General features: G+C 32.7%; 11 protein-coding genes. All 11 read left to right on the forward strand.

Translation table 11 applies throughout. From position 1 onward, the window contains the following. Positions 1–3 precede the first annotated feature (3 nt). The 11 genes from H0Z29_06625 to H0Z29_06675 all read left to right on the forward strand — a co-directional run bounded on the left by H0Z29_06625 (position 4) and on the right by H0Z29_06675 (position 15,457). Positions 4–1,380 carry an aspartate kinase gene (locus tag H0Z29_06625; protein ID MBO8131175.1) on the forward strand — a complete coding sequence of 459 codons (1,377 nt, stop codon included), beginning with the start codon at positions 4–6 and terminating at the stop codon, positions 1,378–1,380. A 67-nt stretch (positions 1,381–1,447) separates the two neighbouring features. Further along, positions 1,448–2,425 (forward strand): hypothetical protein, encoded by a 978-nt coding sequence (locus H0Z29_06630; GenBank protein MBO8131176.1) that lies wholly within the window; start codon positions 1,448–1,450, stop codon positions 2,423–2,425. Then, the gene (locus H0Z29_06635; protein ID MBO8131177.1) at positions 2,422–3,033 is read left to right on the forward strand and encodes an MBL fold metallo-hydrolase; all 612 of its coding nucleotides are present in this window, start codon (positions 2,422–2,424) and stop codon (positions 3,031–3,033) included. The genes H0Z29_06630 and H0Z29_06635 overlap by 4 nt, the downstream gene beginning before the upstream one ends. Before the next feature lie 9 nt (positions 3,034–3,042). Continuing rightward, complete coding sequence (gene tilS, locus H0Z29_06640) at positions 3,043–4,425, forward strand: tRNA lysidine(34) synthetase TilS (GenBank protein ID MBO8131178.1); 1,383 nt, start codon at positions 3,043–3,045, stop codon at positions 4,423–4,425. Continuing rightward, positions 4,415–4,981: a hypoxanthine phosphoribosyltransferase gene (hpt, locus tag H0Z29_06645; GenBank protein ID MBO8131179.1), complete on the forward strand. Its 567-nt coding sequence runs from the start codon at positions 4,415–4,417 to the stop codon at positions 4,979–4,981. The genes tilS and hpt overlap by 11 nt, the downstream gene beginning before the upstream one ends. 19 nt (positions 4,982–5,000) lie before the next feature. After that, positions 5,001–6,983 (forward strand): ATP-dependent metallopeptidase FtsH/Yme1/Tma family protein, encoded by a 1,983-nt coding sequence (locus tag H0Z29_06650; protein MBO8131180.1) that lies wholly within the window; start codon positions 5,001–5,003, stop codon positions 6,981–6,983. A 31-nt stretch (positions 6,984–7,014) separates the two neighbouring features. Next, positions 7,015–8,181 carry a dihydropteroate synthase gene (folP, locus tag H0Z29_06655; GenBank protein MBO8131181.1) on the forward strand — a complete coding sequence of 389 codons (1,167 nt, stop codon included), beginning with the start codon at positions 7,015–7,017 and terminating at the stop codon, positions 8,179–8,181. Next, the gene (locus H0Z29_06660) at positions 8,178–8,957 is read left to right on the forward strand and encodes a TIGR00159 family protein (GenBank protein MBO8131182.1); all 780 of its coding nucleotides are present in this window, start codon (positions 8,178–8,180) and stop codon (positions 8,955–8,957) included. Before folP ends, H0Z29_06660 begins: the two co-directional genes overlap by 4 nt. 5 nt (positions 8,958–8,962) lie before the next feature. Further along, the gene (locus H0Z29_06665; GenBank protein ID MBO8131183.1) at positions 8,963–13,705 is read left to right on the forward strand and encodes a T9SS type A sorting domain-containing protein; all 4,743 of its coding nucleotides are present in this window, start codon (positions 8,963–8,965) and stop codon (positions 13,703–13,705) included. A gap of 11 nt (positions 13,706–13,716) precedes the next feature. Then, positions 13,717–14,709, forward strand: a complete 993-nt coding sequence (locus H0Z29_06670; GenBank protein ID MBO8131184.1) for a hypothetical protein — start codon at positions 13,717–13,719, stop codon at positions 14,707–14,709. Then, positions 14,693–15,457, forward strand: a complete 765-nt coding sequence (locus H0Z29_06675) for a hypothetical protein (GenBank protein MBO8131185.1) — start codon at positions 14,693–14,695, stop codon at positions 15,455–15,457. Before H0Z29_06670 ends, H0Z29_06675 begins: the two co-directional genes overlap by 17 nt. Positions 15,458–15,562: the final 105 nt, after the last annotated feature.

Below are 15,562 nucleotides of genomic sequence, written 5' to 3' on the forward strand. Positions count from 1 at the left end.
CAATTGGACAAAATAGTGGTAAAATTTGGTGGCTCGAATTTTAAGAATAAAGATGATATAACCAAGCTGATCAAAATAATAGAAGCTTATAATCAGCCGATCATAATTGTAGTATCTGCTTTCTACGGTATTACGGATTTTTTAATTTCTGCAATTGATCAGGTATCTAAGCGCGTACTTGATGCTGATGCCGTTTTAGAAAGGTTAAATAAAACATCTATAGATGTTATAAATACATTAACAGAAGATAATAATATAAGAGAAGAACTCTATTTAAGAGTTAATGAAAGGATAAAAGAATTAAAAAAGTATTTACTTGGTATACACTACCTTGAGGAGATACCAGATTTTGTATATGATTCAATATTGAGCTATGGAGAAAGAATCTCTTCCATGGTTTTTTCATTGATACTGAAAAAGAGTGGATTTCCAGCGGAGGAAAAATTACCAGAACAAACTGGTTTATATACCGATGGTGAATTTGGAAACGCGACAGTGAATTTTAAAAAATCAGCACCACTTGTAAAGAAAAATTTGAACTACGAGAAGATATATGTTATCCCTGGATTTTATGGAATTTCAGAAAGCGGGAAGGTGACTCTTCTTGGTAGAGGTGGCTCTGATTATTCAGCATCAGCAATAGCATATTGTATTGATGCTAAATATCTTGATGTATGGAAAGATGTAAAAGGATTTATGAGTGGTGACCCAAAAATTGTAGATAATCCTATCCCAATATCCAGACTGACATATCAGGAGGCAGCGGAGCTTTCTTATTTCGGAGCAAAGATATTACATCAGAGAACCGTTGAACCAGTAATGTTTAAAAAAATTCCCATAAGGGTTATGGATATTACTAATTTTAGAGGTGTAATAGAGCCTGTAACTATTATTGAAGAAAGTCGATTTGTGAAAGAAGAGGTGGTAAAGAGTATAACGTACACAAAAGATATAGGTATTATACAATTGATGGGACCAAGTGTTGGAATAAAGCCCGGAATACTTTCTAAAGTAACCTCTACTCTAAACAAGTCAAAAGTGAATATTAAATCAATAATAACATCACAAACATGTATTAATATTTTATTTTCGAAATCAGATTTATACACTGCATATAAAATACTTAAAGCTCTAGATATACATGCAGTTGATGAAATAATTGTACTGGATGATATATGTCTTATTGCCGCAGTCGGAGAAGGTATGCTCGAGGTACCAGGAGTGGCTTCAAGAATATTCAGTGCTGTGGCAAAGGAAAAAATAAATGTGCTGGTTATTTCAACAGGAGCATCAAGTGTAGCAATATACTTTGTTATTAATGAAAAGGATTGTGAAAGAGCAATTGCTGCTGTGCATAAAGAATTTTTTAACTCTGTTTAAATGTTATTTTTTTAATAATTCGATTTGGTGTATAACTTTAAATTAATTAAATCAATCAAAAATAATTGTGAATAGAAGAAGCATATTAATTCTTGGTAAAAACAGAATGGATTTAAAATTAATCAGGTATCTATTGAAAATTAAGGAAATTTTTACTGTTGAAGAAATTATTTTGAATGTTAACGTACCTCAATCTATATATATTACCCCTGTATATTACTGGAAAAAATCCGGTTTGAAAATTGCTGCTAATGAGGAAATGAACAGCTGGTGGGCAAGTTTTGGAATTGGGGTTGATTATTCACTTGACGAGGCTGTTTGTAAAGCAGATGTTCTGGTAATTTTTGATCCTTCAATATATTTAACACAAAGTTTATCAAGGGGGAAAATGATAATAATTTCCAACGATATAACAGAGAGTGGTGGTATTTACTTTTCCTTTCGTTTAAATGAAGAAATTTTATTAAATAAAAAATTAATTATTCCTGATGGTTTGGATTACGCTATTTCCTATTTTAGTAAAGTGTTGTTAGAAAAATTGGAGGAATTTAAGATAAAAACTTTGAGAATTATAACCAATCTGAGCGCAGCAAAAGATAAGCTTTACAACAGGTTATCTAAGATTTACCCTAATATTGATTTTGATAAGGTCTCCATTGAAACTTCTCATGGTAATTTTAGATCTACAAAGGATAAGAAAGCAGTCCAATTTGAAGTCATCTCAGAGAATAAAATCGAGACGCAGAAATTTATAAATAGTTTGGAGAAATTGGACTTTATAGCTTTTACTGATAGGAGAAATATTAAAGAGGTTGATGAGGTAGAAAAACTTCTTGTATGTGAATATAATATTTTTTATCCATTTATTATCTCAATTCCTTTTCTGGAAGTCATCAACGATAATATGCTACGTGGAACCATTTACGTCAATCCACAACAGAATGAGATCTTTAATGTTATTTTTGCTCTTGTAAAATTCTTTTTTCCTCATTCTGTTAATGATAAAATATCTAAGATTCTAAAAAGCAGTATAAGGCGGATATGAGAATAATAAAGGTTGAAAATGGACCTTTTATGGCGAACGCATACATTATTATTGATGGGATCAAAGCTATTATGATCGATCCTGGACTTGATTATGAATTGTTGAAAAGCTGGATTGATAAATATTCTTTAACACTAACTGGTATAATCGGAACTCATGCACACCCTGATCATATCGGAATTGTCAATGATTTGAAGAAAAAGTATGATATACCTTTTTTTATTCACAAAGATGAACAGGCTATTTTGAACTATTATGATGATATGCTTAATTTTATTGGATTAAGTAAACTTGAAACTCCGATTCCCGATAGCTATATTGAAAATGAAGGAGAATTAAAAATTGGAAATTTTCAGTTTGAAATTTTGCATACACCAGGTCATACTCCCGGTAGTATTTGTATAAAAATCGACAAAATTTTATTCACCGGTGATACATTATTCAAGCAATCAATCGGAAGAGCGGATTTGCCGGGTGGCAATGAAGACCTCTTGATAAATAGTTTGGAAAGATTAAAGAATCTTGATGAGAATATTATAATCTATCCAGGTCATGGACCCGAGAGCAATATTCTAGATGAGAAAAAGAATAATCCTTTTTTAATGTAAGATTATGTTATGAAACTTTGTGATAGAGTAAAAAAGTTTTCCGATGAGAACAGATTATTTGATAGGGTCAAAAATATTATTGTTGGTGTTTCCGGCGGTGTAGATTCAATGTCTCTATTACATATTTTAAAATGTTTATCAACAGTTTATGGTTTTATTCTTCATGTGGCACATTTAAATCACCTTTTACGCGGTGAGTTAGCAAATAGGGATGAAAACCTGGTTGAGCAGTTTTGTAAAGATAATAACATTGATTTTCATGTTAGAAGAATAAATATAAGAGAGTTTGCTGAAAAAGAAGACCTCTCCTTAGAAATGGCGGGAAGGAAAGCTAGGTATAATTTCTTTCATGAGATATCTTTGAAGTTACCTAATTCAGTGATAGCGACAGGACATACCCTTGATGATCATATCGAAACTGTTTTGCTAAGATTTTTCAAAGGTACAGGGATAGAAGGACTGAGAGGTATTCCAATAAAAGAGGGAAATATTATTAGACCGATCCGTTTTGTTAGAAAATATGAATTATATAGATACGCAAGAGAAAACAAAATTCCATTCAACGAAGACCATACGAATTATCTAGAAATATATCAACGAAATATAATAAGGCATGTTATTATTCCTAGAATAATAAAGGATTTAAATCCTAATGTTGTAACAAGTATTAATAATGTTTCTCAAATAGCTGATGAATTTTGTGATTATGTTAACAATACAATAGATGTAAATAGGATTGGCGATCTGATTGCAAGTAGAAAAATGGATTCTGTTGAAGTAAATATAAAAACATTTAAAAACTTACATCCATTTCTGGGAAAGATTGTTTTGAGAAGAATATTATTGGAATTTGGATTAAATGCATCAAAGATTTCCTTTGATAAAATTAACAAAACATATAATTTGATTGTAAATGATAATGTTGGTAAACGTTTAGATATAGGTGAAGGTATAAGAATTTATATTGACAGAGAAAGATTCTGTATTAAAAAGCAGAAGATTGACAGCTGGGAGTGTATAGCTATTTCAGTAAATTCTACAGTAGAAAATGAATATTTTATTTTTAAAAGTGAGCTGATTAATAAAAATAGTATTAAATTTGAAAGAGAAAACCTGAATGTGGAATTTATCGATTATGATAAAGTAATCGGGGATTTGAAATTGAGAAAGTGGAAGCGAGGCGATAAAATAAAACCATTGGGGATGAATGGGCATAAAAAAGTTAGTGATATATATGTTGATAAAAAGGTACCATTTTGGAAAAAGGACATGATCCCTTTGCTTGTGGATAGTAAAAATATAATTTGGGTGTGTGGACTGGTCTTATCAGAAGATTATAAAATAGATGATAAGACAAAAAATGTACTGAAGGTTGAATATTATGAAAAGTGAGAAGAAGGAATTTGTATTAACTTCAGAATATGGAAAGTATGCGGGTATTCATTTAATTGAGCTAATTTCTGAGGAAGAAATTAAAAATAAGGTTGTAGAACTTGCAAAAAGGATATCCAAAGATTATAAAGATAAAAACCCGATTTTTATCGGTGTACTAAATGGAAGCTTTATTTTTATGTCAGATTTAATGAGAGAACTTGATATAGATGCTGAGGTGGATTTCATAAAAATCTCAACTCGCGCTGATAGTACGGAGTCAAGTGGAACAGTCAGATTGATAAAAGATATAAGCTGTGACATAACTAGGAGAGATGTTGTAGTTGTTGAGGACATTGTTGACTCTGGATTATCGATAAGGTTTCTAAAGGCAAGACTTGAGGAAAGTGGTCCAAAGTCCGTCAAATTTGTTACGCTTTTAATTAAAGAAAGTGCAAAACTTGATTTTGATATTGATTACGTTGGCTTTAAAATCCCTGATAAGTATGTTGTTGGCTATGGGTTGGATTTAGCTCAACATTTAAGAAATTTAAAATCAATATTTGCTTTTAAATAGATAAAGAAGGAAAAATAAAATGACGTCAAAGGGAAATAAAAGGAGAAAAAATAATAAAAAGAGGCATCCGGATAATGACTTTAAATGGAAAAAAGCCTCCAAGACATCTCTTATTTGGATAATAATTTTTATCAGTTCTATATTTTTAATACAGATATTGAGCAGTGGTGGTTATGAGGAATACCCAATTACATATTCACAATTTAAAGAGTTGCTAAAAGAAGGAATTGTTGAAGAAGCTACTATAATGGTTGATGAGTTACACGGTAAGTTGAAATCGGAAAAAGAGATGGTTATTGGTAATAAACCTGTGAAGGTTGAGAGGTTTGTGGTAACACTACCTTTTATTGATAGTGATATGCTGAAAGAATGGGATGAGGCAGGTTTAAAGTATAATTTTAAGAAGAAACCAGTTCGATGGACAGGATACCTTTTGAATATATTACCTTGGCTATTGTTGATTGGTATATGGATATATTTTTTGAGACGAGTTCAGGGAGGAGGAACTCAGGGAATATTCAGCTTTGGCAAAAGTCGAGCCAGGTTATGGACTCATGATAGACCAAAGATTACATTTAAAGATGTGGCAGGATGCGAAGAAGCTAAGCAAGAATTAGAGGAGATTATTGAATTTCTTAAGAACCCAAAAAAGTTTTCAAAATTAGGTGGGAAAATACCAAAAGGTGCATTACTTGTTGGTCCTCCAGGGACAGGCAAGACACTCCTTGCAAAAGCTGTTGCCGGTGAAGCGGGTGTACCATTTTTCAGTATAAGCGGTGCTGATTTTGTGGAGATGTTTGTTGGTGTTGGAGCCTCAAGGGTAAGAGATCTATTTGATCAGGGCAAAAGGAATGCCCCATGCATTATATTTATTGATGAGATAGATGCTGTAGGAAGGTATAGGGGAGCTGGCCTTGGGGGTGGTCATGATGAGCGGGAGCAAACTCTAAATCAGCTATTAGTTGAGATGGACGGATTTGATGAAAATACCAATGTTATAGTTCTTGCTGCAACCAATAGACCTGATATACTTGACCCGGCTCTTTTAAGACCCGGTAGGTTTGATAGAAGGATAGTAGTAGATATTCCTGATGTCAGAGGGCGTGAAGAGATATTAAAGGTACACGTTAAAAATATTCCGTTGGATAAAGATGTTGACCTGAGTGTAATTGCTAAGTCAACGCCAGGAATGGTAGGTGCGGATTTAGCTAACCTCGTTAATGAAGCAGCACTACTCGCTGCAAGAAAGAATAAAGATGCTGTCAGTATGGATGATTTTGAGGAGGCAAAAGATAAAGTTATAATGGGTGTAGAAAGGAGAAGCTTAAGAATTCCACAAAGAGAAAGAGAACTAACTGCATATCATGAATCGGGTCATGCGCTCGTTGCTATAAATGTACCAGAGGTTGATCCAGTACATAAAGTGACAATTATTCCACGAGGGCGAGCACTTGGTATGACGGCACAGCTGCCATTGGATGATAGGCATAATTATTCTGAAAAATATATCCGGGGGCAGTTATGTGTATTATTGGGTGGAAGAGCTGCAGAAAAGTTAATATTTAATGAACTGACTACTGGTGCGGGTAATGATATAGAAAAAGCGACTGAATTAGCAAGAAGAATGGTTTGTGAATGGGGTATGAGTGAGCGACTTGGACCTCTTACATTCGGCAAAAAAGATGAAGAAATATTTCTTGGAAAAGAATTAGCACGACATCGTGATTATAGTGAAGAAACTGCGAAATTGATTGATAGCGAAATAAGACGTATAGTTGAGGAATCAGAACAGGAAGCGACAAAAATATTAAAAGAACATTTGGAGGCATTAAAAATATTGGCAGAAACGCTACTGGAGAAAGAGGTTATGGATGGCGAGGAGATAAAGAGAATTGTAAAACGAATTGAAAATAAAAAGACAAAAAAGGTTAAAAGGAAACCAAAGGCAAAACCGGTTAAAGAAGAGATCGATGTCCCAAAAGTTCAAAATAAGGCAAATTGATACCTCTCATGAGGAACATATAGTTTTCGAGATGAAAAAAATAGGTGTCGAAGAAAAAGGGATTCAAATTATGCTCCCTAAATCCCGAAATATCACTTTAAAAATAAAGGATTTACCATATCCGGCGGCAAACATCTTAAAACAGCAGATGCTATCAGTAGGCGGTGAATGTGCAGTCTCAAAACATGCATTATTAAATAGTGGTGGAAAAACAGATGTCCTATTAATTGGGGATAAAAGGCATTATTCTGTATTAATTGAGAAATTGAAAAATCAATATTTTGCCCTTGACGAACTCGGCGAAGAGATTAGGAAATTTATAAATAGTGAGAATAAAAAAAGAATATTCAGATGTCGAGATAAATATCTTGATTTATCAGAGAAAACATACATAATGGGCATAATAAATGTTACACCGGACTCTTTCTCCGATGGCGGAAAATATAAGTCGGTTGATGAAGCAGTTGAATCTGCATTACGTATGGTTGATGAAGGAGCGGATATTATAGATATTGGTGGGGAATCAACACGCCCTGGAGCTGAACCGGTTCCATTAGAAGAGGAACTAAATAGAGTGATCCCTGTAATAAAAAAGTTAAGAGAGCAAACTGATGCTGTAATTTCTATCGATACATATAAATCTGAGGTAGCAGAAGAGGCACTTAAATATGGGGCAGATATAGTCAATGATATAAGTGGTTTTCATTTTGACAAAAGAATGCCGGAGATTGTTTTAAAATATAATGCTGGAGTAATACTGATGCATATTAAAGGTACTCCAAGAGATATGCAGAAAAATCCTGCCTATGAAAATTTGGTAGAGGAGATTATTGATTATTTTGCGTATTCAATAGATATTGCAAAAGAAACAGGAATAGATAATGGAAGTATCATGATTGATCCAGGTATTGGATTTGGTAAAAAATGGCAGGATAATTACCTAATAATTAGATATTTGAAAGAATTCAAATCCCTTGGTTATCCCATTCTGATTGGTCCTTCAAGGAAGTCCTTTATTGGTTATCTCCTTGATTTACCGGTTGAGGAGAGGTTAGAGGGAACGATATCGGCAGTAGTATGTTCTATTTTGAATGGTGCAGATATAGTAAGAGTACATGATGTAAAAGAGGTAGCAAGGGCAGTTGCTGTTGCTGATGCAATTGCAGGTAAGAATAAAAAATTTTACGAGGAAATATGACACTGTTTACAATAAAATTTTTAAGCTTCACTATATGGGATATATTTGATATCTTAATTGTATATTTTCTTCTATATCAGCTCTATAAATTTTTTAAGGGAACAAGGGCTTCATATATGCTTGGAGGTCTGGTATTAATATTTTTATTCTCCTTTGTGGCACGTCTTATAAATTTGCAGGCTATCTCATGGCTACTTGGGCAGTTACAAACAGTATGGGTTATAGCGTTTGTTATCATATTTCAACCTGAGCTGAGAAGAATGTTATATTATCTCGGCCAAACACAGCTTGTCAGAAGATTTATCAGGGAGGGTGTCACAAAAACTATAGATGTGGTAGTGGAAACTGCCGAGGAGCTAATAAGAAGGAAATGGGGCGGATTAATTGTGTTAGCAAAGGAAACGGGAGTAAAGCACTTAAAAGAGTATGGGACACCTTTAAATGCTGAGTTAACTACCAGTCTGCTGGTATCAATATTCAATCCTAACTCACCACTTCATGATGGAGCTGTTGTAATAAATAATGACATCGTTGAGGCTGCGGGTTGTATTTTACCTTTATCTGAGAACCCTGATCTTGACCCAATTCTTGGTACACGTCATAGGGCAGCGCTAGGAGCTTCCGAGGAGTCAGATGCTGTAGTTGTTGTAGTTTCAGAAGAGACCCAGAAAATTTCTGTAGCTTACAAAGGTGTGCTCTACAGAAGTATTGATATTGATAACCTGAAGGAATTGCTGACGACTCTATACATGAAAGAGAGAGAAAGTAACGAATAAATTAAGTGCGGCTTATACTTATATTTATCTTTATCTACTATTTCCATGTTAATGCTATCTTTCCATGTACTCTTGTTAAAGAGGAGAAAGTAAATAATCGATTAATAATAACATTTATCAATGATTTTCCCGATTACATTTATAAAAATGGTTTGATTTCAGGGATAAAACCTTCGAAAGACTTATCTACAACTTATATCAATGGTTATTTAGTCCCGATCTATGTCAAAGTATTGAATGCGTTATCAAATGATATTATTGTTAATGTAGAGAAAAAAGATCTAAAGATTATAAATGTTGATGATCTTTCATGTCCTGGTAAGGAATATTTCCTTGAGGATAATGATATTACAGGTATTGATAATAAAATCAGACATGGTAATTTGAATGTTTATAAAGAATTCAAAGGTTTCTTTAATGGTTTACCTATTACAGCTGTTTATGTTATACCATACATAATTGATTTTGATCAGAGAAAAGTTAAATACTTTAAGGATTTAAGGGTAACAATACAATTACTCGGTGCATGTAAAAAATCATTATTTGTCGATTTGAATGATAGAATGTTAATGGGGATATTCAAAAATTCAAAAAATTTACACGCTGGTAGAGTTGAGAAGAAAATTTTAAGTAAAAATATTCAGAAAAATGTTAATGAAGTTATAAAAGCTGTAATCAATAAAGACGGAATTTATAGAATATATGGGCGTGATTTTAAGAAACTTGGTATAAATATAATGGAGATCAATCCTTTAAACATACATCTGGAAAATAAGGGGAGGGAATTCCCAATTTATGTAAAAGGATGTGTAGATGGTAAGTTTGATTTATCAGATTATATAGAATTTTTTGCAGAGATGAAAAAAAATGAGTCAGATGCATATTATTATGATCCTTTTACTAATAATAATATATATTGGATTTACTGGGATGATAATCCAGGACTAAGATATGCCACTGAAGATGCCTCTTTAACAAAGGAATTTGGCGAAGCTATTGTCCCAAGAAATTACCAGTATGACTTTCATTTTGAGGAGAATAACACTTTTTTTCAATTGGGGCAGGCAGATACTGATAGATCATCATATGTGAGAGATCACTGGTTTTTTGATTATGGAATAATGGGTGGTTCCACTAATGTGTATACATTTAATCTTATATACCCTGATATGGGAGTGACCAATAGCTTTAACTTTAAAGCTTGCTTTCACGGTCTTACAAAACAAGATAGGGTGAATAAAATTACAATTTATATTAATGATATAAAGGCTGGTGAAGGGCAATGGAGTGGGCAGAAAAAATTCATTATAAGCAGCAGTAGTAATGAAACCGTCTTATTTAATAAATATCTAAAACATGGAGAAAACACAATACAAATAATATCTGAAAGTGAGGATCAATTAAATCCATACACAAAAGTACTTTTTGACTGGCTTGATCTTAAATATTATAGAGAATATAAAGCTTTTAATGATGAGATTATTTTTAAGAAGCCAGAAAATTTTCCAGCGGGATTGTATCAATTTAAAGTTGAAGGGTTCAATAGTTCTGATATAGTGATATATGAATTAAACAAGATTAGATTAACTAATTTTGAAACAAGGGGTGATCTTTATACTGGTAATTACTATGTATTATTTGAAGATTATGTAGGATCGGATACTGTTGAGTTTTACGCTGCTGGACTATCTGCAATAAAAAGCCCAGTAAATATAACTATAGATACACTAGGTCTTGCTGTAAACGCAAACCAGGGAGACATTATAATTATCTCATCAAATGAATATATGGACAATTTAAAGAAATTAGAGGATTTTTATACTACGTTGGGGTATACCCCGGTGACTATCTCCATTAAGAATATTTACAATGATTTTAACTATGGAATTGTGAGTCCGTACGCAATAAAAAACTTTTTATTGTATGCCATGGAAAATTGGGCGATTAAGCCAAAGTATTTGATAATAGTTGGTGATAGCAAAATTAGAGAGGAGGAATCGGTACCCACTTACTTTTTCCAGACTTTTAAATATGGAGCTAGTGCGTGCGATTATTGGTATTCACTAATTGACACATGCGATGTAGTACCAGACATAATTGTCGGAAGAATACCATGTAGAAATGAAGAGGAATTTGACTTATACGTTGAAAAAAGAATCCGCTATGAAAAGAATAGATTAAATACTCCATGGATAAATAGTATCATGCTTATTTCAGGTGGAACGGAAGCTTTTAATCAACAGACGGATTATATAGCTGAGAATGTGATTGATATGAATACTTTTGTTGATAAATTGATATGTACACCTACAATGGATTATACCGACAGTCTAACCTATAAGATGAACAATACAGGATACAATCTAATAAACTTTTTTGGGCATGGAGGAGGAGCAATCTGGTCTGATCGCTCATTGATGTCAATCGAAGATGTATATAAATTGCATAATTTTAACATGTTACCAATAGTTACGAGTATGACATGCTTTACAGGTGATTTTGCTGGAGGTGATAGGCTCTCTCTCGGCGAAAAAATGGTTATGTATGAAAATGGAGGAGCAATTGTATTTATTGGGTCTTCAAGTGTTGGATGGGTCATAAATGATTTTCTTTTTATTAAAGAATTTTACAAAAGGATTAAAGAAGGATATACTGTTGGAGAGGCTATTAATCTGGCGAAGATTGATTATTATATAAACAATGTGGATTTTAGCTATCTATCGAAATCTATAATGTTTTCTTACAATATTCTGGGTGATCCGACAGTTAAAATCGGTTTTCCATCCGTGGATAATACGATTAATGTTTTAGATGGTACATCTCGAAGCGATGATAGCGTGAGGTTAACTTTTAATAATTATTCTGGTATTGATGAAATTTACTGCCAGTTATATGGGGATAAACGTGATGCAATATATAAAGAAATATTAAGAATAAAAAATGATGGTAATGGAATGTTTAAATTTGACATTCCTATGAACTATACTGGAAAGTATCTTCTTTTGACTTATTTTATCCCATCGGAAATCGAGACTAAATCAGGGCACACTATTTTGTGGAGAAATGAGGTTGATTTTGAAAATTTTTTTGTGCTTCCTGAAAATCCAGAGAAAGGTGATAGTATCTATATAGGAATTAACGTAATAGGAAAAGGCATTGATTCTGTATTATGCCTCGTTGATACTCTTAATACCGTGGTTTATACAAATGAATATGGCTTGCGGATTATAAATGGATTTAATGATGAATCTGTAATAAAGGCAATGAGTATGTCTAATAGTTTCAGCTTGGGGAAGTGGATTACAAATGAGGCTTTGATATTGTCTAAGTTAAATAAAGTAGTAGGGGTGAAATTTATAGCATATAAACAGGATTGCAAATTTGAAAGCCCAATATATACATTTAAAACAGCTGGAAGTATTGATCTGAGTGTAGCAGATTTGATACTAACTTTGGGGAAACTACCTAAAATTAAAGCAAAGGTACATTACACTGGTGATAAAACAGTAAATACGAGTGTTGTATTTTCAGAGGTAATTGGAAATAAAAATGAAGTACTTGATAGTTGTACTTTAACGATTGATAAGCCAGGGGAATATTATTGTGATATTGAGAGAATTTTGGGATTTGGTATAAAAAGATTAAGTGCGGTAATAGATAAAGATAATAAGTATGAAGAAATTAATGAAACCAACAATAAGATAATTAAGAATATACAGGTAAATGTTTTTCCTTTGATACCGGGAATAGGTACTACAATTGATGGTAAAAATTATGCAATGATTACACTTGATAGTATTTTTTTCATTGGTGTTAATGGTAAGGATGTGCTGGATTCGAGTTCTTTTTCTATAAATATCCAGTGTAAATTAAGGGATAAGATTCACAATCAACCAGGTTTTATTCCTATACATGATTCATTGTGGAATGTAATCTTTTATGATCGAAATTCTATAGAAGATATCCATTTAAAATATGATAAAGAGATAAAAGATAAAGCTTTATGTAAATTTGATGCAAGATTTAATAAATGGTATGTTCTAGATGGTCAGAATAATTTTACAGATAGAGTTGTACGTGATAAAAATGTATTCGCTCTGTTTAAGATTTATGATAATAAAATCCCATCGATTGAAATTAATTCGGAAGGAAAGAATATTTATGATGATTCGTATGTTTCGCCAAATTCAAGCTTGTCAATAATTATTGAAGACGATAATGGACTTATTGGGAATTGGGAGTTTTTAAAGCTTTTTATGAATAATGTTCTCATTGATACAGGTTCAATTGAGATAATAGATTATGTGCCGGATGAAAATAAACTGGTCTTGAAACTTAGTCCTGAATATAATTTCGGGATTAATAGTTTAAAGGTTATAGCAAAAGATGTTGCCGGGAATGTAAATGAATCCTTGTTGCGGTACAGAATAGAAAAGGATCTTAAGCTACTCGATTATGGGAACTATCCTAATCCATTTCAGGCGGAAACTTATTTCATATATGAATTGACGCAGGATGTTGAATCAGTTGATATTAAGATTTATACAGTGGCGGGTAGACTTATTAAAACAATAAATAGTGAAATAGATAGGTTAGGTATAAATCTAGCTGGTTACCATGAGGTGTGCTGGGATGGGAAGGATGATGAAGGGAATTATATTGCAAATGGTGTATACTTTTACAAGATAATTGTCAAGCAAGATGATAAAAAACTAACATCTCAGGGTAAAATTGCAAAAGTGAGATGAGAAGGTTGTTTTTGATATTGTCATTAATTTTTTGCATCAACTTTCATGCTGAGGGTGGAGAATATATTGATGATTTTTTACAATTAGGTGTAAGTGCTCGTTCTCTTGCGATGGCTAATTCTACTGGAGCTGTTGACACAACGCTATCTTCTTTTTTAGTGAGTCCTTCGGGGATAGTATATGTGGAAAATTTTGAAATAAATTTTATGTATACAAGTGTCTTTAGTCTTGCAAATATGAATTATGTGGGTATTGCAAAAAGGTTTAGAAAGCTTTGTATAGGACTTAATTGGGTGAGTTTATCCGTCGATGGTATTCCCATAAGACCGGATGTAGTTAATGCAATAGATGAGGAATTATTTAGAAGGGATACGGTAAGAATATTATCTAAGTCGAAATTAAAGACATTTAATGATTACGAGGGTGCTATTTTTATTACAATTGGAAGAAACTTTTTGAAAAAATTTGATCTTGGCTGGAAATATGTTCCCATAAGACTTGAGATACCTGTCGGTGTGAATATTAAATTAATCAGAAAGAGGTTATACGGAGAAAGCGGTGATGGTATTGGTCTGGATATAGGATGCAGAATAAAAGTATCTGCATATGATATTTTTGATGTCAGAAATGCGGGTTACGTTATATTCGGGTATACCCTGAGGGATGCCTTTGGCACAACTATATATTGGTCCACAAAATCCCGGGATTTAGTAAATCCTTACAATGTTATTAGTTTTGGTTATATCATGGATATTAAAGATAAATTAAATCTCACACTTGCGATTCATAAGGAATACAGATATAGTGAAAAGTTTAGATTTGGGTTAGAGGCTACTTACAAAAATGTGCTTTCAATTCGGTTTGGATTACGTGACTATGGATGGTCAACAGGGGCAGGAATAGTATTTAAGCTCGGGGATATCAAAACATCAATAGATTATTCTATATTGAAACACGATGAACTTTCAGTGGGACAGAGGATAAGTTGTGGTATTTTATTTTAAAAGATTATATATATTATCTGTATTTTTGATTTTAAATCTTGTAATTTCCTGCGGATTGAATGTCGAGGATCCATTTCCTCCATCACGACCTCGGTGGGTTGAGAAGAGTGCTCCTGAGGATACTATTGAAAAGGGAATCGATGCATATCATGAAAACAATTCAATTTTTCTTCAGTGGTATCTAAATGATGAAGATGATATAGCTTTTTACGAGATATACAGAAAAAAAGTAGAGCCTGATAGTGAGGGTAATTTTGTCAGAATAGTTACTATCGAAATTATCTCACTAATTAATCCAGATACTTTTTATTACGATCAGGGAATCAAAATAAATAAGAATTATTTTTATTATTTAAGGGCAATAGATAGGGCCGGAAACAAGAGCATCCCCTCTGATACAATAAGATATAGGATTATACCAAAGCCAATCGTTGCAAAACCTCTTGGTCAAATAACAGATACAATTCCTTTGTTTCAGTGGAATGATTTTTCAAATCTATCGTATGAGTATGTTATAAGAATAGAGGAAGCTGAGACTGGCAATCTAATCTGGATATCGAGGTTTCTTCGACCCAATTATGGCGATTTTGAACAGAGCAAATTATACAATTTTGATGGGAAAGCAATAGCATCTTGTCTGGAAAGGAATAAACTATATAGATGGAGAGTGGACGCAATTGCAGAAGAAGCAAGGGGCGTAGAAATTGCTGGTTCAGAATCTGAATGGGGCTATTTCAAGATAAAATAATTTATTTTATAATTGAGCTGATAAGTTTGAAAAATTATTTTTGTTAATAAATTTTACTGATATTCAAAGAAAATTCAATGTAATTTGAATATTTTTAGTAAATAA

The sequence above is a fragment of the Candidatus Neomarinimicrobiota bacterium genome (genome assembly GCA_017656425.1).
In the GTDB taxonomy this organism is placed as follows: Bacteria; Fidelibacterota; UBA2242; order UBA2242; family B5-G15; genus JACDNV01.